Annotated in this window: 21 protein-coding genes; 17 read left to right on the forward strand and 4 right to left on the reverse strand. The window is 54.1% G+C overall.

The genetic code is table 11. The features are described 5' to 3' along the window. Window positions 1–3 precede the first annotated feature (3 nt). From JJL52_RS19455 to JJL52_RS19465, 3 genes are all read right to left on the reverse strand, one after another. Window positions 4–921: a DUF1259 domain-containing protein gene (locus JJL52_RS19455; RefSeq protein WP_202054177.1), complete on the reverse strand. Its 918-nt coding sequence runs from the start codon at window positions 919–921 to the stop codon at window positions 4–6. A 147-nt stretch (window positions 922–1,068) separates the two neighbouring features. Next, a complete protein-coding gene (gene chrA, locus JJL52_RS19460; RefSeq protein ID WP_202054178.1) occupies window positions 1,069–2,466 on the reverse strand; it encodes a chromate efflux transporter in 1,398 nt (465 codons plus the stop codon). Further along, window positions 2,463–3,416, reverse strand: coding sequence for a chromate resistance protein ChrB domain-containing protein (locus tag JJL52_RS19465; RefSeq protein WP_236994380.1), 954 nt, complete (start codon window positions 3,414–3,416; stop codon window positions 2,463–2,465). Before JJL52_RS19465 ends, chrA begins: the two co-directional genes overlap by 4 nt. A gap of 152 nt (window positions 3,417–3,568) precedes the next feature. Between JJL52_RS19465 and JJL52_RS19470 the strand changes: the two genes are divergently transcribed. The 12 genes from JJL52_RS19470 to JJL52_RS19525 all read left to right on the forward strand — a co-directional run bounded on the left by JJL52_RS19470 (window position 3,569) and on the right by JJL52_RS19525 (window position 15,978). Continuing rightward, window positions 3,569–4,042 (forward strand): PepSY-like domain-containing protein, encoded by a 474-nt coding sequence (locus JJL52_RS19470; protein ID WP_202054179.1) that lies wholly within the window; start codon window positions 3,569–3,571, stop codon window positions 4,040–4,042. Between the two features lie 706 nt (window positions 4,043–4,748). Then, window positions 4,749–5,099, forward strand: coding sequence for a hypothetical protein (locus JJL52_RS19475; protein WP_202054180.1), 351 nt, complete (start codon window positions 4,749–4,751; stop codon window positions 5,097–5,099). A 475-nt stretch (window positions 5,100–5,574) separates the two neighbouring features. Next, window positions 5,575–6,807, forward strand: a complete 1,233-nt coding sequence (locus JJL52_RS19480; RefSeq protein WP_202054181.1) for a TolC family protein — start codon at window positions 5,575–5,577, stop codon at window positions 6,805–6,807. Continuing rightward, window positions 6,804–7,940 (forward strand): efflux RND transporter periplasmic adaptor subunit, encoded by a 1,137-nt coding sequence (locus JJL52_RS19485; RefSeq protein ID WP_236994381.1) that lies wholly within the window; start codon window positions 6,804–6,806, stop codon window positions 7,938–7,940. The genes JJL52_RS19480 and JJL52_RS19485 overlap by 4 nt, the downstream gene beginning before the upstream one ends. 78 nt (window positions 7,941–8,018) lie before the next feature. Then, window positions 8,019–8,339, forward strand: a complete 321-nt coding sequence (locus JJL52_RS19490) for a hypothetical protein (protein WP_202054182.1) — start codon at window positions 8,019–8,021, stop codon at window positions 8,337–8,339. Window positions 8,340–8,352: 13 nt separating this feature from the next. Continuing rightward, entirely contained in the window at window positions 8,353–11,460 is a 3,108-nt protein-coding gene (locus tag JJL52_RS19495) for an efflux RND transporter permease subunit (protein WP_202054183.1), read from the forward strand. A 137-nt stretch (window positions 11,461–11,597) separates the two neighbouring features. After that, window positions 11,598–12,893: an OmpP1/FadL family transporter gene (locus JJL52_RS19500; protein WP_202054221.1), complete on the forward strand. Its 1,296-nt coding sequence runs from the start codon at window positions 11,598–11,600 to the stop codon at window positions 12,891–12,893. A gap of 18 nt (window positions 12,894–12,911) precedes the next feature. Continuing rightward, entirely contained in the window at window positions 12,912–13,343 is a 432-nt protein-coding gene (locus JJL52_RS19505) for a YeeE/YedE family protein (RefSeq protein ID WP_202054184.1), read from the forward strand. Window positions 13,344–13,347: 4 nt separating this feature from the next. Further along, a complete protein-coding gene (locus JJL52_RS19510) occupies window positions 13,348–13,770 on the forward strand; it encodes a DUF6691 family protein (RefSeq protein WP_202054185.1) in 423 nt (140 codons plus the stop codon). 231 nt (window positions 13,771–14,001) lie between these two features. Next, entirely contained in the window at window positions 14,002–14,580 is a 579-nt protein-coding gene (locus tag JJL52_RS19515) for a recombinase family protein (RefSeq protein WP_202054186.1), read from the forward strand. Continuing rightward, the gene (locus JJL52_RS19520; RefSeq protein ID WP_202054187.1) at window positions 14,577–14,852 is read left to right on the forward strand and encodes a WGR domain-containing protein; all 276 of its coding nucleotides are present in this window, start codon (window positions 14,577–14,579) and stop codon (window positions 14,850–14,852) included. The genes JJL52_RS19515 and JJL52_RS19520 overlap by 4 nt, the downstream gene beginning before the upstream one ends. A gap of 40 nt (window positions 14,853–14,892) precedes the next feature. Beyond that, the gene (locus tag JJL52_RS19525; RefSeq protein ID WP_202054188.1) at window positions 14,893–15,978 is read left to right on the forward strand and encodes a PDDEXK nuclease domain-containing protein; all 1,086 of its coding nucleotides are present in this window, start codon (window positions 14,893–14,895) and stop codon (window positions 15,976–15,978) included. Between the two features lie 272 nt (window positions 15,979–16,250). Here JJL52_RS19525 and JJL52_RS19530 read toward each other — a convergent pair whose 3' ends face one another. Then, window positions 16,251–17,285 (reverse strand): DUF4365 domain-containing protein, encoded by a 1,035-nt coding sequence (locus tag JJL52_RS19530; RefSeq protein WP_202054189.1) that lies wholly within the window; start codon window positions 17,283–17,285, stop codon window positions 16,251–16,253. Window positions 17,286–17,607: 322 nt separating this feature from the next. Here JJL52_RS19530 and JJL52_RS19535 point away from each other — a divergent pair, with 322 nt between their 5' ends. The 5 genes from JJL52_RS19535 to JJL52_RS19555 all read left to right on the forward strand — a co-directional run bounded on the left by JJL52_RS19535 (window position 17,608) and on the right by JJL52_RS19555 (window position 23,003). Then, on the forward strand, window positions 17,608–18,174 hold the full coding sequence (locus JJL52_RS19535; protein ID WP_202054190.1) for a hypothetical protein: 567 nt from the start codon (window positions 17,608–17,610) through the stop codon (window positions 18,172–18,174). Window positions 18,175–18,408: 234 nt separating this feature from the next. Continuing rightward, window positions 18,409–18,615, forward strand: coding sequence for a CopG family ribbon-helix-helix protein (locus JJL52_RS19540; RefSeq protein ID WP_202054191.1), 207 nt, complete (start codon window positions 18,409–18,411; stop codon window positions 18,613–18,615). A gap of 85 nt (window positions 18,616–18,700) precedes the next feature. Continuing rightward, on the forward strand, window positions 18,701–21,100 hold the full coding sequence (locus tag JJL52_RS19545; protein WP_202054192.1) for a type I restriction-modification system subunit M: 2,400 nt from the start codon (window positions 18,701–18,703) through the stop codon (window positions 21,098–21,100). Then, entirely contained in the window at window positions 21,091–22,338 is a 1,248-nt protein-coding gene (locus JJL52_RS19550) for a restriction endonuclease subunit S (protein ID WP_202054193.1), read from the forward strand. The genes JJL52_RS19545 and JJL52_RS19550 overlap by 10 nt, the downstream gene beginning before the upstream one ends. Next, window positions 22,335–23,003: a hypothetical protein gene (locus tag JJL52_RS19555; protein WP_202054194.1), complete on the forward strand. Its 669-nt coding sequence runs from the start codon at window positions 22,335–22,337 to the stop codon at window positions 23,001–23,003. The genes JJL52_RS19550 and JJL52_RS19555 overlap by 4 nt, the downstream gene beginning before the upstream one ends. The last annotated feature ends 233 nt before the right edge of the window (window positions 23,004–23,236 follow it).

Here is a 23,236-nt window from a genome sequence, read left to right on the forward strand (position 1 = left end):
GGGTTATCCTTGCGGTTCTTGCGTGTCCACGGCGGCTTTCACCGCTTGCGCAAGGTCTTTTACCGAACCCGAGCCCCAATAATGCAGGAAAATCATTCTGGGCTGTTCACCGAGCATGTGGTTATGAATTGCAGTAATCGATATTCCCGCTCCGCGCAAAGCTTTCAACACGCCTTGCACTTCGGTTTCCGCCATCACGAAATCGCCGTCCACGATCGTCTTTTGATCACTGCCTGCAAAAGCGGCCCAGGTATTGACGCCCATCGCCTTGCCGGCCTCATGATCATGCATTTTGGTCGTGCGGCCCAAGGTCACTTTATACACCTCGCCATTCTTCTCGACAGGCGAGTGAAAAATCGTTTCGATCGCTTTCGGATCGAGCGAGGTCTTGCTGATCGAAAAGGGTTTGTGCGCGGCATGGGCTTTGCCGTTCGTTTGCTTTATCGCTTCGAAAATCTTGCCGACCGCCGCCGCTAGTTTGTCGGTATCGCCGATCCCATTGATATGCATGAACATCACTTTGGGGGAATCCCAGAGGAAGTGGTTATGCAACGCGGTGACTTCGATGCCGTTGTCCAGCGCCGTACTCATCACCGGGTTCACCTGATCTTCCAAGAGGACTAGATCGCCCATCACCATCACCTGATTACCGGCCGTTTTAAACGCCGCCCACGAGGTAAACCCCAGCGGCGGGCTCATTTTGACGCCGGCCACGGTAATCTTCAGATCGCTGCGCGGGGCGCTGACCTTAAACACCTGTTCGGCAGAATCCAGCTTGCCTTTGAGCCCGGTCAGTTTTTCGATGGTGGCGGTATCGAGCGAGGAGTTAGCGCTACTCGGTTGTGTTTGTGCAGTCACTGGCCCTGAGAGTAAAGCGAATAACAACAAGGCGAAAGTTTGAAAATAACGGTAGAGGTTCATCTTGAAACTCCTTCCTGGATCCGCCAGGATTTGACAAAGGGAATGGATGACCGGAAGGATTTCCCGGTCTACGGGTTCGGCACGAAGCACGAACAATACGGCATAGGGAGCCTCTAGCATTCCGCTTGAGAAAAAATGGGATCCGGCTCATAGAAGGACTCCCACCTGAGTAAGCCATGGTCTGGCAAAATGAAGCAATAACCCCGCTATCCCACAGGCAAAAATCACCGGAATCACGCCGGCTTTGTAGCGGACTAAGGCCAACCAGGCAGTGAGACTGATCAACGCCGCAATCGCATCGAAACGGCCTGAAAACCCGTGCGGCCAGAACACGTGGTAGGCAAAGAAAGCGACCAGATTCAGGATCACGCCGACGACCGCGGCGGTGATCGCGGTCAACGGCGCAGTGAACTTCAAATTGCCGTGGGTCGATTCGACCAGCGGGCCGCCGGCCAGAATGAACAAAAAGCTCGGCAGGAAAGTGAAATAAGTGACCGTCAAGGCTGCCGCGATTCCTGCCCCAAAAAGCTGGTCCGGACCAAACAAGGTTTGCATCCAGCCGGCGACAAAGCCGACAAAGGTGACGACGATAATCAGCGGCCCTGGCGTAGTTTCGCCGAGCGCCAAGCCGTCGATCATTTGCTGCGGCGTCAGCCAGTGATAATGCTCGACCGCGCCCTGGTAGACATACGGCAGCACCGCATACGCGCCGCCAAACGTTAACAGGGCCGCCTTGGTAAAGAACCAGCCCAGCTGCGTGAGGGCTCCGTGCCAGCCGAAGCGAGCGCACAAGAAACCGATCACGCCGCCCCATAAAAGCAAGCCGGCCAAAATGACTTGGCTCAAGCCCTTCCAACTGAAGCGGGCATGCGGAGGCGGCGGGGTATCGTCATCAATCAGGGCCGGGCCATAGTCGGCCTGGGCGGCGCCATGGCCGCCGCCCATCGCAAATTGGTCAGGCAGCCATTGGCCGCCGACAGCGCCGAGTAAGGCGGCGACCAGCACGATCAACGGAAACGGTGCATCAAAAGCGAAGATCGCGATAAAGGCGAGCGCGGCCAGCATCCAGAGGAGCCCATTTTTTAACGCTCTCGAACCAATCCGGTAGGCGGCAAACAATACAATTGCGGTCACCGCCGGCTTAATCCCATACAGCACAGCGGCCACGGCGGGCAAATGACCGAAGCTGAGATAAATCCAGCTGAGGCCGATCAGCACGAATACCGAGGGCAAGATGAACAGGCCGCCGGCGATCACCCCGCCCCAGGTCTTGTGCATCAGCCAGCCGATATAAGTTGCCAATTGCTGTGCCTCGGGACCGGGCAGCAGCATGCAGTAATTCAGGGCGTGCAAATAACGCCGCTCGGAGATCCAGCGTTTTTTCTCGACCAGATCCTGGTGCATGATCGCAATCTGACCGGCCGGTCCGCCAAAGCTGATAAAACCCAACTTGAGCCAGTACCAGAAAGCTTGGCTTAACGAGACCGGTGACGGGGCGTCGGACGCCGCTTCTGCCGAGGGGGAGGTTAACTTGACATGACTCATGCGTCGTTTCCTGAAAAGGCGTGATAAAAGGCGTCGAACACTTTTTCGGCTTCGGCGAGCAGTTCATCATCGTCGGTCCACTGTTGCCGCATGCCGCTGACCAGGGTGCCCACACCGATCGCTTCAGGTACCGGAATCCCGCCGACATCGAGGTAATGCACCAGGGCGGCCAGACGGTTTAACGCGGCATCCTGGGTCAGCCCAAAACTGGCCTGGAGGACTTCGAAGGTGACTTTCGCACCGACATGGGTGAACGTGGCCCCGTCGAAGTCGAAACCGAGTGCCTCGGCAGGGCAATCGGCCGGCGATGCCAGCCATAGAAGTCGGGCTTGGGGATCGATGAAGCGCCGGATCAGCCAGGCACTGGCAAGTCGGTCGACCCAGGGCCGCTGTCGGGTGGCCCATAGCCGGCCCTGATAATCCTGAATCGATAGCCGCATCATTCTGCGCTGCACGGCATGCGGTTCGTCCGGCGACAACACGGCAGTTGTCGCGTGTTCGAGGTCTTCCAGGGCCATTAACGCCTGTTCCCGTGCCGCGTCCGGAAAATAGTCCTGGCCGGCGATGGCTTCGAATTCCTTGCGCAGCCGATGGAGTTGACGCTGAAGCTTGGCCGGATCTGCCGACTGAAGCTCGTTGACGGCGACCTGCTGAATAGCTTCGACCAGCTTGGCATAGTCGGCGGAACGATTGAAGAGCTCGACAAAGGTTTTTTCCTGCTCGGCATTCTCGCTGTCGAGCACTAAGACATGGGCGCTGCCGCCGCCGGCCTTCACATCGTCCGCCTGTTCCTGCAGAAGTGGCCGGAAGCCGGGCCGGTTCGGCAAGAGATAAGCGCCGTCACGCAGGACGCCGCAGCCGAGCGCTTTGAGCGCCCGCCATACGCGCATACGCCCGGCCGCATTCGCGGTCGGCAGACTTACAATTAGGATGAGCCATGAGTTAGACATTGCGTTCAGTTATAACAAAGTTGTTGACTATTCTACTTCATCAGAGTAAACCTATGTCAATGGAGTTCTTAATTGTTGCGGTTTTTTTAACCGCCATCTCTCCCCGGAAAGGGAGACCCCATTGGATTCCATAGTGATTGGAAGGAGGATGTATGAAAACGGAAGCATGGGTTATTGCGGCTATGGCCGCCTCTTGGATGGTCTTCGGCCAGGTGAATGCCGAGGAAAAAGCATTACACAAAAGCCAGGTGCCTAAAGCGGTGCTCGACGCCTTTGAAAAAGCCTACCCGAATATGAAGGACGTCGAGTTCGAAGAGGAAATGTTCAATGGTAACGCTGCCTATGAGGTGGAATTCAAGACGAACCACAAGGAACATGAAGTGCTGTACAGCGCTAACGGTACGCTGCTCCAGAAAGAAGAGGAAATCGAGGCAGAAGCGCTACCGGAGTCTGTAGCGGACGCGATTCGCAAGGCCTATCCGAAGGCCAAAATCAAGGAGGTCGAAAAAATCCTGAAACCCGACGACACTATGACGGGCTATGAAGTAGAAATCGTCACCGCGGGCAAGGAAATTGAGCTTGAACTGGATACTCAGGGAAAGATTTTGAGGAAAGAGAAAGAATGAGGGCTAGCGACTCATTCTCATTGATGATCAAATTTAACCGGGCGTGCAGATTTTAAACGGTTATCCCGTGATCAGAATCATGATCGCCCGGGCTTTTTGGCTTCCTGTTTATGAGCCTGCTTCGATCGCAAAATTTTTTACTATCCCGTTTGTCATTTTCAGAAGTCGATTGCACAAAATATCAAAAGTCGTTTGTGCTGCTTAAAATGGCCGTTTTTGAGACTATATCAGTGGCTGAGATTGGGCGAATTGTTGGCAATGACCCCAATGCCGCATACCACCAACCGAGCCGCAACCACCAGGATCGTCGAGGCAGATCCTGTCGCCACGAACGCTATCTTTCAATAGGCCGGAACCGGAAAAAATAAGGTGAACACCAGCATCTTGGGAGTGCCGAGTCCAAAGCCGGAGAAGAATGTCAGGCCCGAAGTCAAAAGTGCCGCAACCCCAATCAAATCAGTTCCCTATAAAAGCCTTTGCTAGCGTTTTAGAATAAATTTCCTTACCGAACTCGATGATCGTATTCTTAAATTTATAGACCAATTTCCAATTTTTTAACGCGCCGCCCCGTTTCCTTGCTAAGATCAACGGACCCAAATCAAAGTCATTTGAGATAAGGATCGCGCGAGGTTTCTGGATAATGGTATGAATATTGCTTAAAGCTGGATTTATTTAACAATCCTTGTTAATCCTTTGGAGTATTGCGATGAAAAATAAAGCGCTCATTCTTTTAGTTCTGTTATTCGGCGTATTGGTTGCCTGTAGCGAAATGAAGACGCATCCGATGGACATGAGCCAAGCGGTGCAAAACGCTACGACCCAGGCCGATCATCAGGCCTTGGCCAAACATTATGATGAGGTGGCTGATGAAATGCAGGCGAAAGTCGATGAGCACAAAAAACTGCTCGCGGACTACCAGGCGAAGAGTTACAAGTATGGAAGACAAGGGCCTCTTTTTGAGCAACATTGCCAAATGCTGATCAATGCCTATGAAAACGCGGTCACCGCCAATCGCGGCATGGCCGAAGCGCATCGAGCCATGGCGACACAACCATAACGCGACGACCATACCGGGCGCGCTCCTACAATCCCTCGGAGCGCACCAAGCAGGTGCATCCTGCCAGCCTGCTTTAAGCGCTTAGCCTAGCTGAAAGCGATTGATTCCGCAATAACTTTTCGTAGAGTTCAACAAATTACGAAAAACCCAGCCGTGGTAATTAACTCCAGGAGCGGCTGTTGCACCATGATGACGCATTGTTTTTTCTTTTTTGGTGCGCGCATGACCTTCTCAATAGGCCTTAGCCGTAAGGAACCGGCAGGGTTGCCTATAAGTCCTTCTCAGGGATTCTAGGGGCGCTGGCAACTCTTGCCGGCTTGCCAGGCTGACATATCCTGTTCGATTATTGCCGCCGCTGGCGTACAATCCCATCTTATTTCCAGCAAACTTTCGGATTCCGTTCGAAGACCCTCACTCGGAAACCGGAAAAGTAGGCTAGCCAGGCGGATTAACAGCCAATAGAGTACTCCAGGTGATGAGCAGGCGAGATCGGAACGACGTTTTAGGGAAAGTGACGCTATTGGCGGTTTGCCTGGTGTTGCCGGTCCACGCCGAAGAGCCTCGTTTATCCTTGCAGGCTCTGATCCAGCAGGCGGCGAAATACAACCCCGACATCCAGGCGGCCGAACGGCGCTGGGACGCGGCCAAAGCCCGGATCCCGCAGGCGCAGACCTTGCCTGATCCTAGAATTAACCTGGGGTATAAAGAATTGGAGATGCGTGAAACCATGTATGGTTTCAGTCAGGCGTTGCCGTTTCCGGGCAAACTGCGCCTGCGCGGCGAAGTCGCGGCGAGCGAGGCGGACATCAGCGAACAGGATTATCTGGCGATCGCGTTGCAGGTGATCGCGGCACTCAAGCAGGCCTATTTCGACCTGCATTTCATCCACCAGTCCGAAGCGGTCTTGGAGAATACCCAGCGCCTGCTGGTCCAATTCGAAGCCACCGCCGAAGCCCGTTATGGGGTCGGCCAAGGCGCGCAGCAGGATGTATTTCGGGCGCAGGCGGAAATCTCGCGGCTGCTGGCCCGCCTGGCGACCCTGGAGCAAAAGAAACAGTCGCTGCACGCGGAGATCAACCGGTTATTGAACCTGCCGCCTGCCGATCCATTGGGCACGCCCGAAGCGATTCGGATGACGCCATTAAAACATCAATTGGACGAATTGAATGCGCTGCTGGATCAATCGGCGCCGCTCTTGCTGCAACGCGCGAAGGGCGTGGAGCGCGGCGGCAAGGCGGTCGAACTGGCGCAGCGCGACTATTATCCGAACTTCGAGGTCGGCGCGGTGGGGCTGCGCGAAGAGCCGACCGGTAAAAGCGGCTATCAGGTGATGCTGAGCGTTGAAGTGCCGCTGTATTTTCAAACCAAGCAACGTCAAGCCGTGCGCGAGGCGCAAGCCGGTCGGGAAGCGGCCGTCGAGGATTTGCAATCGATCCGGCAGGAGCTGTTGTTTCGGATCAAGGACAATGTCGCGCAGTCCGAACGGGCGGAGCAATTAGTCAAGCTGCTCGGCGAAGCGATCATTCCGCAGGCCCGTCTGACGCTGGCTTCGGCGCAGGCCGGTTATGCGGTCGGCAAGGTCGACTTTCTGACTCTGCTGAACAGTTTGCTGACCTTGCAGGAAAACGAAATCGAATTGCACGGCGAAATGGTCGAGCACGAGAAGGCGCTGGCGAGACTCGAAGCGATCATTGGAGAACAGCCATGAAGAGTACCCATTTTTTCATGCGCAGTGGCGTACTGATAGCGCTATTGTTCGCCTCCAGTGCTTATGCCGAAGCCCAAGAGCATTCGGCGCATGGGGGGCATACGATAGGCAACGGTATGAATACGATGACGGTCAGCCCGGAACGTCTGCAATCGATCGGCGTCAAGTTCGAGGAAGCCCATCGACACGCCGTCAACAAAACGATCCGCACGGTCGGTCGCGTCGAAACGGATGAGCGCCGGTTGGCGCGCGTGAATATCAAACTGGAAGGCTGGATCGATCAGCTTTATGTGAATACGACCGGGCAGAAAGTCAAAAAAGGCCAGCTGTTGTTCACTCTGTACAGTCCGGAGCTCGTCGCCACCCAGGAAGAATATCTGTTGGCAGTGCGCGCCGCGAAGACATTAGGAACCAGTGAATTTCCCGAGGTCGCGGAAGGGGCGCGCAGCATCCTCGAGGTGTCGCGCCGCCGCCTTCAGTTGTGGGATATCGCCGATTATCACATCCGGGATCTGGAACGCACCGGCAAGGTCTTGAAGACCTTGCCTTTCCATGCCCCCTTAAGCGGCACCGTGATTGAAAAAACGGCGGTGGCCGGCATGCGGGTGATGCCCGGCGATATGCTGTACACGATTGCCGATTTGTCGAAAATCTGGGTGTTGGCCGACATCTACGAATACGAATTGCCGCTGATCCAGACCGGTCAAACCGCACAGGTTAGCCTGTCTTACGCCCCGCAAACGGTCTTTACCGGGCGTATTGCTTTCGTTTATCCGACCGTCGATCCTGAGACCCGTACTGCCAAGGTCCGTTTCGAACTGGACAATCCGAAGGAGTTGTTGAAGCCAGGCATGTATGCCAATGTCGAACTTGCCGTGCCGCTCGGGGAACGGCTGGCCGTTTCGAAGGATGCGGTGCTGGAATCCGGCGAACGCCAAATCATTTTCATCCACCATGGCGACGGCCAGCTGGAGTGGCGCAACGTCAAGATCGGACTGCGCGGCGGCGATTGGGTCGAAATCGTCGAGGGCCTGCAGGAAGGCGAACACATCGTCACTTCGGCGAACTTCCTGCTCGATTCCGAGAGTCAGTTAAAGTCGGCGGTCGGCGGCATGGCGGGGATGAAACACTGAATTTTCTCATAAAATACAGCAGACTTGACGATGAGTCTGAATACAAACTGAGCCATTACAATCACCTGGAGTCATCCCATGAGTTCCTGCTGCCACGATCCCACCGAACCGCCCAGAGCCGATCCCCGCGACGTACTTCGGGAACAAGAGCATTATGATAACCTGGTCCGCGATCTTTTCACCGGCGACCCGGAAAGAGTCCTGCTCCGGTTGTTGAACGAATCCAATGCCTACCTTCGGGAACTGGCGGCGCTCAGGGCGCATTACCCTTCTGTGCGACTGCAGGCGATCGCGCTGTTGAATGCCAAAAGCTTGGCGACGCTGGAACGCCTCTGTGAAAAGGAAGCGGATACCGCGTTCGGCGAAGCGGCTCGGCAACGGATCGAGCAGCTGAAATAACGGAGAGGCCAGCATGGTCGAAGCCATCATCGAATTCAGCGCTAAAAACCGCTTCATTGTGTTTCTGCTGGTTTTCGCGCTGGCGATGGGTGGATTATGGGCATTCAAAAATACCCCGATCGACGCACTGCCGGACATTTCCGATACCCAGGTGATCATCTATACGCCCTGGATGGGACGTTCGCCGGACTTGGTCGAAGATCAGATTACCTATCCGATCGTGACCGCGTTGCTCTCCGCCCCGAACGTGACGGTGGTGCGCGGCTTTTCCGATTTCGGCTATTCGTATGTCTATGTGCTGTTCAAAGACGGCACCGACATTTATTGGGCGCGCTCGCGGGTGCTCGAATACATGAACCAGTTGACCGGCAAGCTGCCGGAAGGCGTCGCGCCGCAGCTCGGTCCCGACGCGACGGCGGTGGGCTGGGTGTTCCAGTATGCGTTGGTGGATGAAAGCGGCACGCACAGCCTGGCCGAACTGCGCTCCTTTCAGGACTGGTATTTGCGGTACTGGCTGCGCGCGCTGGATGGGGTCGCCGAAGTGGCCAGCATCGGTGGCTTCGTGCGTCAATACCAGATCAACCTCGATCCGGCGAAAGTGTTGGGCTACAAGCTCGGCTTGGCCGAGATCATCGAGCGGATCCGGATGAACAATCTCGATGTCGGCGGCCGGATCGTCGAGTTTTCCGGGATCGAATACATGATCCGGGGGCATGGCTATCTCAAAACGACTGCCGACATCGAGCAGATCGCGGTCGGCGTCAGTGCGAAAGGCACGCCGGTTCTGTTGCGCGATGTCGCGACGGTGACGCTCGGGCCGGACATGCGCCGGGGTATTGTCGAGCTCGATGGACAAGGCGAAACGGTCGGCGGGATCGTGGTGATGCGCTTCCAGGAAGATACCCCGCAGGTGATCGGAAGGATCAAGGCCAAGCTTAAAGAGATCGAGCCATCATTGCCGAAAGGCATCAAGATCATCACGACCTATGATCGCAGCGACCTGATCCGGGAAGCGATCGCGACCGGGCAGGAAAATCTGCTCGAAGAATTGATCGTGGTCAGCGTGTTGATCATCGGATTTCTGCTGCATTTCAGGTCCGCGTTGATTCCGATCATTACACTGCCCTTAGCGGTATTGATCGCGTTCATTCCGATGTATTTCATGGGTTTGAGCATGAACATCATGTCGATCGGCGGGATTATCGTCGCGGTCGGCGACATGGTCGATGCCTCGATCGTGATGGTCGACAACGCGCATCGGCGCCTCGAAGAGTGGGACAAAAACAGACATCAAGGTGATCGGAACCGGATTCTGATCGAATCGGCGAAGGAAGTCGGTCCGCCGATCTTCGCCTCGCTGTTGGTGATCGCGATTGCGTTCATGCCGGTGTTCACGCTCGAAGCCCAGGAAGGCCGCCTGTTCAAGCCGTTGGCGTACACCAAGAACCTGTCGATTGCAGTCAGCGCCTTACTCGCGATTACGCTGATCCCGGCGCTGATGACGTATCTGATTCGGGGCCGCATTATCCCGGAGCAACGGCATCCGGTGACTCGGCTGTTACAGCGTCTGTACCGGCCGGTGCTCGGCTGGGCGCTTCGGCATCGGATCGCGGTGGTCGTGTTGACGATTGGCACGACCTTATCGATCATTCCGGCCTACTTGAAGTTGGGATCGGAGTTCATGCCGCCGTTGTATGAAGGCACGATCCTATACATGCCGACCACGTTTCCCGGCATTTCGGTGACCGAAGCCGGCAGGCTCCTGCAGCAGATGGACCGCAAGTTGAAGGCTTTTCCGGAAGTCGAGCGGGTCTTTGGCAAGGCCGGACGCGCCGAAACCTCGACCGACCCCGCGCCGTTCTCGATGATGGAAGTGGTCGTGCAACTGCAGCCGAAGGAGAAATGGCGGGCGGGCGTGACCTATGAGCAACTGATCGAAGAGATGGATCACGCCTTGCAGTTTCCGGGCGTAACCAATGCCTGGACCATGCCGATCAAGGCCCGGGTCGATATGCTGACGACCGGGGTCCGGACGCCGGTCGGCGTCAAGATCTTCGGCCCGGACCTGAAAACGATCGAGTCGATCGGCAAAAGTATCGAAATGGTCGCGAAGGAGGTGCCCGGCACCCGCAGCGCCTATGCCGAGCGGGTCTCGGGGGGCTATTTCGTCGATTTCGACATCAAGCGCGAAGAGATCGCCCGCTACGGCCTGACCGTGATGGACGTCGGCCGGATCATCGAATCGGCGATCGGCGGCGAGAGCTTCACGACCACGATCGAGGGCCGCGAGCGCTATCCGGTGAATGTACGCTACCTGCGCGAAACCCGGGATGATATCGACAAGCTTGGGCGAATCCCGGTCGCGACGCCGGGCGGAGCGCAGGTGCCGATCGCGCAACTGGCCGACCTTAAACTGGTCTCGGGACCTGCGATGATCCGTGACGAGGACGGCATGCTGTCGGGTTATGTCTATGTCGACATGGGCGAGCGCGACGTGGGCGGCTATGTCGAAGATCTAAAACGCGCGGTCAGCGAAAAGGTTGAGCTGCCGGCCGGTTATACCTTGGCTTGGTCGGGCCAGTACGAATTCATGCAGCGGGTACAGGAACGTTTGAAGATCTTCGTGCCGCTGACCTTGGGGATCATTTTTGTGTTGTTTTATTTCACCTTCAAGTCGGTCGCCGAAACGCTGCTGGTCATGCTCGGCGTGCCGTTTGCGCTGGTCGGTGGGATCGGGTATCTGGCGCTGCTCGGCTATAACATGAGCATCGCGGTCTGGGTCGGGTTGATCGCGTTGGCCGGGGTCGCGGCCGAAACCAGCGCGGTGATGCTGGCCTATCTGGATGAAGCCTGCAAGCGGCGGTCCGAAGCGGGCGCCTTGAAAACCCTGCCGGACCTGTTGGACGCGGTGGCCGAAGGGGCGATGGAACGGATCCGGCCGGTGTCGATGACCGCCTTGGCGAATATCCTCGGGCTGTTTCCGGTGATGTGGTCGAGCGGAGTCGGCGCCGATGTGATGAAGCGGCTGGCCGCGCCGATGGTCGGCGGCGTATTTTCGGCGATGCTGCTGACCTTAATCGTGATTCCGGTGCTCTATACGCTGATGCGGAGAATAGACTAACGAAACATTAAAAAATCATTCACTATTTCGAATAAAGCGATATTAGAATCTGATAATGTTGTTTTAGTCTAAATCCTGAATTCGCTACCATCGTTTTTCATTTACGTTATCGGGAAAACGAGAGGGAGAGCGCTGTGATGATTTTGAAACATGTCTGCCGAACCACCATAGCGCTGGCTATTTTAGGGGGTATGCCAGTTGTATCGGAAGCGACTAACGGCTATTTTGCGCACGGTTATGGTGCCCGCAGCAAAGCCCTGGCCGGGGCCAGCACGGCGAGGCCGCTCGATGCGTTCGCGGCCGCGATCAATCCGGCCAGCATTGCCTATCTTGGCGACCGGCTGGATGCGGAAATCGAATTGTTCAGTCCGCGTCGCCACTATACGGTGGACGGCACGCCGACATTGGCGCCGGGCGCATTTCCACTCAATAACGGTACGGTCGAAAGCGACAGCGAGTGGTTTCCGGTGCCGGCGATTGGGGGAAATTACCGGATTGACGATCAGCAGGCGATTGGTCTGACCCTGTACGGGAATGGCGGTATGAATACCGATTATGTAGCGACGCCGAATCCCTTATGTCCCTTCCCGGGCGGCAGCGGCACCTTCTGCGCGGGCACCACCGGGATCGATAAGGCCCAAGCGTTTATCGTGCCGAGCTATGCCCACACCTTCTGGGACGGTAAGTTATCGCTCGGTATCGCGCCGATCTTTGCGATCCAGCGTTTCAAGGCGCGCGGTTTGAGTTCATTCGCGCCGTTTTCGAGCGATCCCGAGCATCTGTCCAACCAGGGCTATGATTATTCTTTCGGGGGCGGCGTCCGGGTCGGCGGCTTGGCCGAATTGACGCCGGGACTGCGATTCGGAGCCTCCTACAAAAGCCGCATCACCATGACCGAATTGGACGACTATGCGGGGCTGTTTGCGAATCAGGGCGAATTTGACATTCCCGAAAGCTTTAACTTCGGTCTGGCCTGGGATGTCACGGAGCAGATCACCACCAGCTTCGACGTCGAACATATCCGCTACAGCCAGATCGACTCGGTCGGCAACCCCATGCTTCCCAATCTGCTGACCAAGCGGCTGGGTGATTCAGGCGGGCCCGGTTTCGGCTGGAAGGACATGACCATTTTCAAGTTTGGCACTGAATGGCGGCCCAATACGGATTGGACCTTACGCGCCGGCTTGAGCTATGGCGAGCAGCCGATTCCAGAGTCTGAGGTATTATTTAATATCTTGGCGCCGGGCGTGCAGGAATGGCATTTGACCACCGGCTTTAGCCGCGCGATCGCCGACAAGGATGAAGTCAGCTTTGCGTTCATGTATTCGCCGAGCAATTCGGTCAAAGGGCCGAACCCTCTGAGTCCTAGCCAGAACATCGAACTGGAGATGGAGCAGTATTCTTTTCAGTTGGCCTGGTCCAGACACTTTTGATTCATCAGAGCATAATTTATGAGCCACTTTACGCCTTATTCGGCGCTGGCAGGCGGATTATTGATCGGCCTTGCTAGCGCCCTGTTTTTATTCCTGAACGGGCGGCGTGCCGGTATTTCCGGGATTGTGGGGGGCTTGTTATCGCCCGAATGTCCTGATCCGGTCTGGCGGCTGTGTTTTTTGGCAGGGCTTTTGCTGGGGCCGCTCTGGATCAGCAAGACTGACTGGCTGCCCGTTAACATCGAAGTCAACGGTTCGTTACCTTTAATGGCGCTCGCGGGGCTGCTGGTAGGTTACGGTACGAGTCTCGGCAGCGGCTGCACCAGTGGTCATGGCATTTGCGGTCTGGCGCGGTTTTCGCTACGGTCGCTGGCGGCCACCTTGACCTTTATGCTCAGTGCCGGCATGACCGTTTACATTGTGCGTCATCTGCTCGGCGCCGGGGAGTGAGCGTATGGCGGCCGCGCTATCTGCGTTACTCTGTGGGACTCTGTTCGGGCTGGGACTGTATGTCTCGCAAATGATCAATCCTGAAAAAGTGCTCGGTTTTCTGGATGTGGCCGGGGATTGGGATCCCAGTTTGCTACTGGTGATGACGGGCGCGCTCGCCACCTTGATACCGTTGCAATGGCTTATTTTGAAGCGCGTCAAGCCGATCTGCACGGACAATTTTCAAGCACCGCCGCCCAGCCGGATCGATAAGCGCTTGCTTACCGGCGCCACCCTGTTTGGAATCGGCTGGGGACTGGCGGGAATTTGTCCCGGTCCCGCCATTTCTGGACTGATCTATGGACTAAACGGAAGCTATGTATTTGTCGGGGCGATGTTTATAGGCATGTGGCTTTTTCATGTCCTGAATAGCTACCGTTCGTCATAATGCTTCTCCATGTCAGAGTTTCTGATCATTTTAGGTCTATAAAGAGATTAATTAATCATTGCCCCATTCCCACCCGTATATCCCCGTTTTTGAGAGATAGGGATCAACGTTTCACCCTCAAAGTGACCTCCTGACAAACGCTCACTTTCGGTTATCCCTCCAATTCTTATAACTCTCACTTGAAACTTATCTCTGAATAACTCATACTGCGGATGAGTTTTCGGAGGTGTTATGCTTGTCGGTTATGCCCGTGTTTCCACGCAAGACCAAAATCCAGATCTACAGCTTGACGCGCTGAAGGCGGCAGGCTGTGAAAAGCTATTTGTCGAAAAAGCCTCCGGTGCCCAGCGTGATCGTCCGGAGCTGTTGGCCGCGCTGGACTATCTCAGGGCAGGGGACAGCCTGGTAGTCTGGAAACTGGACCGTCTGGCCCGTTCGCTGAAGCAACTGATCGAAACGGTAGAGCTACTGGAAAGCCGGAGTATTGGGCTCCGTTCACTGACCGAAGCGATTGACACCACGACCGCTGGCGGCAAATTGGTGTTTCATGTGTTCGGTGCCCTGGCCGAATTTGAACGCTCGATCATCCGCGAACGCACCAAAGCCGGCCTAGAGGCTGCCCGTGCCCGAGGTAAAAAAGGGGGCCGTCCCCCGGCCTTGGACGCGAAAGACCTCACAGCAGCCAAAGCGATGTTGTCCGATCCGGAGATTACAATGGAAGAGGTGGCCAAGCGGCTCAAGGTCGCTCCTTCTACTCTGTACCGGCATATGCCAGGGGGCAGGGGAGGAATTATGGAGAACAGCCAATGATTACACCGGTTGCCTATCTCGAAGCTCGAGATCCTACCCACAATGTCCACCGCGCTTATTCGATTGCTTATGGCCAGGATCTCTTTGGGAATTGGGTCGTCGAAACGACTTACGGACGAATTGGCGCCAAAGGACGGACTATCGTGACGGTAGTTAACAATGAAGAGGAAGCACTTAAGCATGTGCAAAAAGCGCTTAAGCGCCGCCAATCCGCGCCAAAGCGCATCGGCGTAGCCTATAAGATCCGTACCCTACGGGATTCAGATCAATGACCGAGCCCTCTCGGCGCTGCACATCCAGGATTCCCAGACCATGATCTCTTCAAACATCCCTTCAGCGGTTGCCCAGGAATTGGCTCCGCTTTTTAGCGAGATCGCCGCTATTATCCAGCAATCTAGGCAGCAGGTGCAGCTGGCCGTGAACAGTGCAATGGTGCACTGCTACTGGCATATCGGCCGGCTCATTGTCGAACATGAACAGCAGGGGCAAGCCCGTGCGGCCTATGGCAAACGCCAACTGGAGGTGCTTTCCGAACAACTGACCCGGCAATTCGGCAAAGGCTTTGATGCCACCAACTTGCGCAATATGCGGCGCTTTTATTTGATGTTTCCGATTCGGGAGACGGTGTCTCTCGAATTGAGTTGGTCGCATTACAATATCTTAGCGCGCGTCGAAAACACCAATGCCCGAAGCTGGTATCAACAGGAAGCGATTCAGCAGCACTGGAGTGTCCGCTCACTGGATCGGCAAATCAGCAAGCTCTATTACGAGCGCCTACTGTCCAGCCAGGATAAAGCGGCGGTTCAGGCCGAAGCGGAACAAAAAATTGCCGAGATGGAACAACCGGCGTTGTCCGCCAAGGATTATCTCCGCGATCCTTATATCCTCGACTTCCTGAATCTGCCCAACCAACGGCTTTTGGAATCCGATCTGGAACAGGGCCTGCTCGACAACCTGCAGGCCTTTTTGCTAGAACTCGGTAAAGGCTTCGCATTTGTGGCCCGGCAACAGCGCATTCGCACCGAAGATCAGGATTTTTACATCGACCTGGTGTTCTATCATTTCAAACTGAAATGCTTTTTACTGATCGACTTGAAGCTGGGCAAGCTGACCCACCAGGACGTCGGCCAGATGGACAGCTATGTTCGCATTTACGACCAACAGCAACGGGCTGCCGATGATAATCCCACGATCGGCCTGATCCTGTGCAGCCAGAAAAGCGAAGCGGTCGTGAAATATTCGGTGCTGACCGACAGTGAACAGCTGTTTGCGGCCAAATACCTGCCTTACCTGCCAACCGAAGCAGAGCTAAAGCGCGAACTGGAAATGGATCGGCTCAAAGTGCAAGCGCAATTGCTGAGTAAAACGGAGGAGGCAAAGCAAGGCCGTCAGGAATAGGGGGGAAAGAGTGGGTTGATAAAGAGGAGGCGGCGCAGTTGCTGGGCAGAAAAAGAATTCAGCATAGAATCCACTGTCGTATGAATCAGCCATTGGTAATGATAGTTTTATTGCAGAAGTCGATTTAATAGCATAGCTGCTGTTCGTCAATGACAGTCGCAGCGTGCTAAAATGTTATGTGATCGGTGCGCACACAATAGAGGATAGCTATCCTAAAAAATAGCAAGCCGGCACAAGTTTGCGTCTGGACCAGTCTGAGAGTGCTGCACCGATCAAATCGCGTTCTTGCGCCTGCCTGGCTCATATACCGAGTAGAACCAAATCTTCCTATCGACATGGCGAACCCGCTCCATTGAGTTGCCAGGGATCGAATCTGCTGCGAAGATGGTCTGACGCCGCAAAATCACCATTACTTCTGATGGCGCACGCGCATGCCATTTGACAATAGCTGACAGCCCAAGATAGTCATACACAGCCCAAGAGCCATCGTCGAAATTTCTAATCGTTGCTCCTCTCTTGAGAACTTGCCAAGATTTCACTGTCGTAATGATACGGGCGGCGGCTGGTAAAAGCTCGAAGCTGGCCTGTATGCGCGAGATCGGTCTCCCAACACGGGTCATGTGTGCCCAGCCAGTGCGATTCACAATGATGTCCCCAATGTCTGGATTAGTGGTGCCAACTAATTTCCATTGTTTATAGAAGTCGATTGCTGCTGCCTTTAAGCCCTTCGACATTTGATCTAGCTTGCCGGGAAGTTGGCTTGATACGGACATGTCAACCGTATTAAGGCCTAGTCGGCGATGTTGTCCGCTCGCCAACCTCGAGAACGGGCGCCTACATTCAATTCCCGGTTGGAAACGGTTCTTGAGCGGAACGATGATATTGCCATTGGTCGAATATGTCGCAGGCAACTTCAGATCCGCCCACCAGGCCCTACTTGGCGACCTGCCTATAGGTTCTTCTTGTACATAGATAAGCGCAACCGGAAGCGGTGATTTCATCCAGAAATCCTTCTTGACGTCCAGATTAGAAACTGAAATTTCGAGTTGGTTATTCGTCCGGTTCACGATGTAGCTAGCACCGCTCTTCACTTGTACGTGAATCAGTCCGCCAGTAAAAAGATGTTTCCAAGATCGGCGATCAGTCGGTTTGCTATTGTTAACCTCCATGGTTCTGATATAAACAAGACCATCCAGTCCATCGTCGTCCGTTTGCTTAATCTCGTTCCAGGACCAAGCCCAAGCTCGGCAAACAGTTTCAACATAGGCAGTACTCGCGGCCGAAATGCGGTTAGATTCAGAAGTCAATTTATTTCCCTTTGTATACTAGACAAATGATTTCCTCAGGACTTGCCTATTCTGTCGGCATCTTCCCTCGTTGGTCTAGTATCCACTCAACAGACATCATATTTCAATTCGTTGTCATTTTTTAGAGTTGGTATCTGGTTCCAACGGTTACAGTGACCGCCTTTAGAGCATGAAAAACTGACTGGTTTATATAATTTTGGACGGCAGCTTTGAGCAAGAACATGCAAAGAATTGACTATTATCCTAAAAATCAGGATTTTTCGGACTCAGAAGAGCATTGGTACAATATACGGAATTTATGTAATCAGTTTAGTACCTATCAATGTCAACCAACTATCCATCCGATAACCGCACAAAAGAACGTTTCGATTTAGCGGGCAATGCCCCAAGTGCGTGGCTCATGACAGCTGATTTCCTGCTGGCGGGTGCCCGTGTACTGATTCGTGAGTTTCAATCACCGAATATGGATCTTCCGATTGGTTCCTTGATACCAATAGAGGAGAAGCTGCTTCCTTCTGCATTTCTTCTTTATGGTTTTGCCCTTGAAAATCTTATGAAAGCCTTATTGCTTAAAAAAAGTGATAGGAAGTTCGCTATCGATGGAAAATTAAAACTAGAAAATATAGATAGACATGATCTATCTCTTCTCGCACAACAAGCGGATTTCTATGTAAGCGAGGAAGAAAAACTTGTGCTATCAAGCTTATCTACAAAATTAGTCTCGTCAGCGAGATATCCTGTTGGAAAAAATTGGGAAAAGCACAGATTGAGACAGTATCCGAATGGCGGATTCGGCAGCCAGACTTCTTTCAACTCCGGCGACATACCTATGATTGAAGCCATGGTAAAAAGGTTGATAGAAGAACTCGGCTACGACGACTTAATTTAATTACTGGATTTGTCTGGAAAATCTTAAATTTTTCGGACAATGGTTTCCCGTCATAAAATCAAAGGATTGCATGTCCGATAAATCTGTCCGAAAGAGTAATTAAGGAATCTGAGCCATGCTGACACCGCTCGCTGCCTCGAAGCTCGAAATCCCGCTCGCAATATTTATCCCCCTAATTCGCTGGCCTAAAGGTAGACTATACGGTTACATGGGAATTTAGAGGACCAGAATTTAGTGAACAAAGCGATCAAAGAAGACCTTGAGCGGCACGTAGAGCAGATTGAAAAAATTGCCGAAGGCATCGCGGCGGCAGATCGTGGCGAAGTGCTTGCCCATGATGACGTCATGAGCGAAATGGAAAGCCTGATCGCGAAAAAACTTGAAGAAACCGATGAAAATTGCCTGGACCAAGCCAAACGCCCAATTATACAAAAAGATTAAATTCCCCATCTGAATAACCAAACCACGATCCAAACCGGCTAGGCACTTCATTGAAGTGATACAGCGGCAGTAATTAAATAACAACATGGCCATCAAAAAATCCGAACTTTACTCTTCCCTTTGGTCGAGCTGCGACGAACTGCGCGGCGGCATGGATGCCAGCCAATACAAGGACTACGTCCTCGTGCTGCTGTTCATCAAATATGTCAGCGACAAATACGCCGGTCAGCCTTTTGCACCGATCACCATTCCGGAAGGTGCCAGCTTCAAGGACTTGGTCGCGCTCAAAGGCAAACCCGACATCGGCGACCAGATCAATAAGAAGATCATCGCGCCGTTGGCTAACGCCAATAAGCTGTCCGATATGCCGGATTTCAACGATGCTTCCAAGCTCGGCAGCGGCAAGGAGATGGTGGACCGGTTGACCAACCTGATCGCCATTTTCGAGAACAAGGCGTTGGATTTCTCGAAGAACCGCGCCGAAGGCGACGACATTCTCGGCGATGCTTATGAATACCTGATGCAGCACTTCGCGGTGGACAGTGGAAAGAGCAAGGGGCAATTCTATACGCCTGCCGAAGTCAGCCGGGTGATCGCGCAGATCGTCAGCATCCGCGACGCCAAGACCAGCGCCGCCACCACCGTTTACGATCCGACCTGCGGATCCGGCTCACTATTGCTGAAGGTGGGCGACGAGGCCAAAACCGCCGTCACGCTCTATGGGCAAGAAAAAGACGCCGCCACCAGCGGACTGGCGCGGATGAACATGATTCTGCATAATAACCCGACCGCGCTGATCATGCAGGGCAACACTCTGACCGATCCCAAGTTCAAGGAGGGCGACAGCCTCAAGACTTTCGATTTCGTCGTCGCCAATCCGCCCTTTTCCGACAAGCGGTGGAGCACTGGCCTCGATCCGCTTCACGATCCATACCAGCGCTTCCAGTCCTTCGGCGCGCCGCCTGCAAAACAGGGCGATTACGCCTATCTGCTGCACATCGTCCGCTCGCTCAAGAGCGCGGGTAAAGGCGCTTGCATCCTACCACACGGCGTATTGTTTCGAGGCGGCGCCGAGGCCGAAATCCGCCGTAATCTGGTGCGCAAGGGGTACATCAAGGGCATCATCGGCTTGCCGGCGAACCTGTTTTTCGGCACCGGCATTCCAGCCTGCATTATCGTGATCGACAAGGAAGACGCCCAAGCGCGCAAAGGCCTCTTCATGATCGACGCCAGTGGCGGCTTCATGAAGGACGGCCCCAAGAATCGCCTGCGCGCCCAGGACATCCACAAAATCGTCGATGTATTCACCAAAATGCTCGACATCCCGAAATATGCACGCCTGGTCTCGGTCGACGAGATCGAAAAGAACGAGTTTAACCTGAACCTGCCGCGCTACATCGACAGCAGCGAAGCCGAGGACTTGCAGGACATTGCCGGTCACCTGCAAGGCGGTATCCCGAGCCGGGATATTGACGCGTTGGAACGCTATTGGGCGGTATGCCCAGAGCTCAAGCAAACGCTCTTTGCGCCTAACCGCCCCGGCTATTTCAACCTGGCCGTAGACAAGGCCGCGATCAAAACGACCATCTACAAGCATCCCGAATTCGCTGCGTTCATCACGAACATGAATGCCCATTTCAATGCCTGGCGGGAAAAAAGCGCCGCGATCTTCAAGACATTGCAAGCCGGTTTCCATCCCAAGGAAATCATCGCCCAGCTGTCCGAGGACTTGCTCGCCCATTACGCGGACAAGCCGCTGATCGCCGCTTACGATATCTACCAGCACCTGATGGATTATTGGGCCGAGACGATGCAGGACGATTGCTACCTGATCGCCGTCGACGGCTGGAAAGCCGAAACTTACCGCATCATCGAAACCGATAAGAAAGGCAAGACGAAAGACAAAGGGTGGACGTGTGATCTGATACCGAAAACGTTGATCGTCGGCCGTTATTTCCCCAAAGAGCAGCAAGCCATTGACCAACTCGCCGCCGACCTGGAAAGTGTAAACGCTCGCTTGACCGAATTGGAAGAGGAGCACGGCGGTGAAGAGGCCGCGTTTTCAGGCTTCGACAAGATCAATAAGGCAAGCATCAACGAGCGGCTGAAAGAAATCGGCAACGATTCGGATGCTACCGAGGAAACCGCAGTGTTGAACGAATGGCTCAAGCTTTCCAACGAAGAGGCCGCGCTCAAGAAAAAACTTAAGGAGGCCGAGGCCGTGCTGGATGCGAAAGCTTATACCCACTATCCCAAGCTTACCGAGGACGAAATCAAAACGCTGGTGGTCGATGACAAATGGTTGGCTGCGCTCGATGTTGCCACCCATGGCGAAATGGACCGCGTGAGTCAACAACTCACCCGACGGGTAAAGGAATTGGCCGAACGATATGAAATCCCGATGTCTCAACTGACGGAGCGCGTGAGCGAATTGGAGGCGAAGGTAAACCGTCACCTGGAAAAGATGGGGTTCGCATGGACCTGAAACCGGGATACAAACACACTGAAATAGGCGTGATTCCCGAGGAGTGGGTGGTGAAATCTACGAATCAGATTGGTACGCCAGTTAGAGGTGGATCACCCCGGCCAGCTGGTGACCCACGATATTTCAATGGCTCATATATTCCTTGGCTCACTGTCGCCGCATTGACAAATATTCCAGCATCTCGGCTTATAGTCTTGGAAACGACGACTTCCTTAACAGAAGAAGGCTCTCTGCACAGTAGAACACTGACGCCTGGAACTTTGATTATCGCAAACAGCGGTGCAACCCTGGGAGTTGCGAAAATACTCGGCATCAAGTGCTGTGCGAACGACGGAATCGCTGCAATCCTTAATCTCAGCAATAATGTCAGTCCTTTTTATCTCGCACACTTTATCAATACTAAGACAAACTACCTTCGTGAAGTTGTCGCGACTGGCAACGGGCAGCCGAATCTAAACACCGAGTTGATAGGCAACTTTAAGATCCCCATCCCTTCCACCAAAGCTGAACAAGAAGCCATTGCTGAGGCGTTGGGTGATGCGGATGCCCTGATTGAATCCCTGGAGCAGCTTATCGCCAAAAAGCACCAGATCAAACAAGGCGCGATGCAGGAATTGCTCACCGGCAAAAGGCGTCTGCCGGGGTTTAGTGAAAAGTGGAGCGTTAAAAGGTTTGACCAACTTGCAAACATCCAACGTGGCGCATCACCTCGACCCATCGATAACCCAATCTGGTTTGACGAAAATTCTTCAGTTGGCTGGGTGCGAATCTCAGATATCACAAAATCTGGTATATATCTGCGCGAAACAACGCAGCGCTTATCGGTTCTGGGAATTCAGCATAGTCGGCCAGTCAGCCGTGACAGTTTGATCATGAGCATTTGCGCAACTGTAGGAAGGCCAATCATTACTGAGATCGATGTTTGTATCCATGACGGGTTCGTGGTTTTTAATAACCTCCGTTGCAACAAGTACTTCCTTTATTACATACTGAGCTCTATTGAAGATGATTGGTCGCGACATGGTCAAACTGGTTCTCAAATGAATCTAAATACAGGATTGATCAATCGTACTGAAGTTCCTATGCCTCCAACGGTCAAGGAACAGACCGCTATCGCCGAAATCCTCAGCGATATGGACGCAGAAATTGATGTACTGGAAACCAAGCTCACTAAAGCCCGCCAAATCAAGCAAGGCATGATGCAGGAACTCCTTACCGGTCGGATTCGGCTGGTATGAGCGCTGCAGAACAAACGGCACAATACTTTATCGGTTGGGATGTCGGCGGCTGGAACTGCGACAAAAACCGAGAAAGCCGCGATGCTTTGGTGATTCTCGATACCGAACGGAACCTGGTCGGTACGCCGTGGCGTGGCAATTTGCGCAAATCGATCAATGAGGCGACGACTGCTCGGGAGTGGTTACGGAGGCTTTTCGGTTATTGCCGGGTGGATTTTCCCGAGCACAACCTGCAGGCGATCCTCGCGATCGATACGCCGCTGGGTTTCTCCGAGGCGTTTAGCCGATTGATCACCTGCAGGGAATACGCCGAAGCCGTGGAGCAGTCCAACACGAACGCTTACCTGTTCCGCGCAACCGAGCGCTTTCTATTCGATCACGGCCTAAATCCGCTCTCCCCGGTCAAGGACATGATCGGCAGCCAGGCGACGAAAGGCGTGCACGTGCTCGCCAAGTTCGCGCCCCAGGTAACTAGGTGCGGGGTATGGTCGGACAGCGACTGCCTGACCGCGATTGAAGCCTATCCATCGGCGTGTAAGACCTCCGCTTTCATACAACATTTATTACGCCCGTATGTGAAGGATGAACGCGCGGATCCCACCGAGCGGATCTGGATTGAATCGCTCGATCATCCGGACAAACGCGATGCCCTGATCTTGCCTTGATCGCCCATGCGTTTGCCTTTTCTCCGCCCGCATTGGCGGCACCCCTCGCTTCGATCCAGCCAGCGGAAGGCTGGATTTGGATACCTAAGGATGCTTTACAAATGGACAAGGCCGTTGAGGCGGAATAATTAACGACCTCTTGCGGCAGAAGCTTTTCGGTATCAACAAAGCGCTTTTTCAAGATCATGCCAGGACGCTTTCGAGAGCATTTTTAGGCAGAATCTCTTGAGTTT

This window comes from Candidatus Methylomicrobium oryzae (assembly GCF_016745425.1).
Lineage (GTDB): Bacteria > Pseudomonadota > Gammaproteobacteria > Methylococcales > Methylomonadaceae > Methylomicrobium > Methylomicrobium oryzae.

Excerpts from the sequence above, each read along its gene's own strand:
- JJL52_RS19525 (WP_202054188.1), top strand. The coding sequence starts at position 14,893 with ATGATCTCTTCAAACATCCCTTCAGCGGTTGCCCAGGAATTGGCTCCG.
- JJL52_RS19480 (WP_202054181.1), top strand. The coding sequence starts at position 5,575 with ATGAGCAGGCGAGATCGGAACGACGTTTTAGGGAAAGTGACGCTATTG.
- JJL52_RS19535 (WP_202054190.1), top strand. The coding sequence starts at position 17,608 with ATGTCAACCAACTATCCATCCGATAACCGCACAAAAGAACGTTTCGAT.
- JJL52_RS19505 (WP_202054184.1), top strand. The coding sequence starts at position 12,912 with ATGAGCCACTTTACGCCTTATTCGGCGCTGGCAGGCGGATTATTGATC.
- JJL52_RS19550 (WP_202054193.1), top strand. The coding sequence starts at position 21,091 with ATGGACCTGAAACCGGGATACAAACACACTGAAATAGGCGTGATTCCC.
- JJL52_RS19500 (WP_202054221.1), top strand. The coding sequence starts at position 11,598 with ATGATTTTGAAACATGTCTGCCGAACCACCATAGCGCTGGCTATTTTA.
- JJL52_RS19465 (WP_236994380.1), bottom strand. The coding sequence starts at position 3,416 with ATGTCTAACTCATGGCTCATCCTAATTGTAAGTCTGCCGACCGCGAAT.
- JJL52_RS19455 (WP_202054177.1), bottom strand. The coding sequence starts at position 921 with ATGAACCTCTACCGTTATTTTCAAACTTTCGCCTTGTTGTTATTCGCT.
- JJL52_RS19495 (WP_202054183.1), top strand. The coding sequence starts at position 8,353 with ATGGTCGAAGCCATCATCGAATTCAGCGCTAAAAACCGCTTCATTGTG.
- JJL52_RS19475 (WP_202054180.1), top strand. The coding sequence starts at position 4,749 with ATGAAAAATAAAGCGCTCATTCTTTTAGTTCTGTTATTCGGCGTATTG.
- JJL52_RS19510 (WP_202054185.1), top strand. The coding sequence starts at position 13,348 with ATGGCGGCCGCGCTATCTGCGTTACTCTGTGGGACTCTGTTCGGGCTG.
- JJL52_RS19490 (WP_202054182.1), top strand. The coding sequence starts at position 8,019 with ATGAGTTCCTGCTGCCACGATCCCACCGAACCGCCCAGAGCCGATCCC.
- JJL52_RS19485 (WP_236994381.1), top strand. The coding sequence starts at position 6,804 with ATGAAGAGTACCCATTTTTTCATGCGCAGTGGCGTACTGATAGCGCTA.
- JJL52_RS19470 (WP_202054179.1), top strand. The coding sequence starts at position 3,569 with ATGAAAACGGAAGCATGGGTTATTGCGGCTATGGCCGCCTCTTGGATG.
- JJL52_RS19515 (WP_202054186.1), top strand. The coding sequence starts at position 14,002 with ATGCTTGTCGGTTATGCCCGTGTTTCCACGCAAGACCAAAATCCAGAT.
- JJL52_RS19520 (WP_202054187.1), top strand. The coding sequence starts at position 14,577 with ATGATTACACCGGTTGCCTATCTCGAAGCTCGAGATCCTACCCACAAT.
- JJL52_RS19555 (WP_202054194.1), top strand. The coding sequence starts at position 22,335 with ATGAGCGCTGCAGAACAAACGGCACAATACTTTATCGGTTGGGATGTC.
- chrA (WP_202054178.1), bottom strand. The coding sequence starts at position 2,466 with ATGAGTCATGTCAAGTTAACCTCCCCCTCGGCAGAAGCGGCGTCCGAC.
- JJL52_RS19545 (WP_202054192.1), top strand. The coding sequence starts at position 18,701 with ATGGCCATCAAAAAATCCGAACTTTACTCTTCCCTTTGGTCGAGCTGC.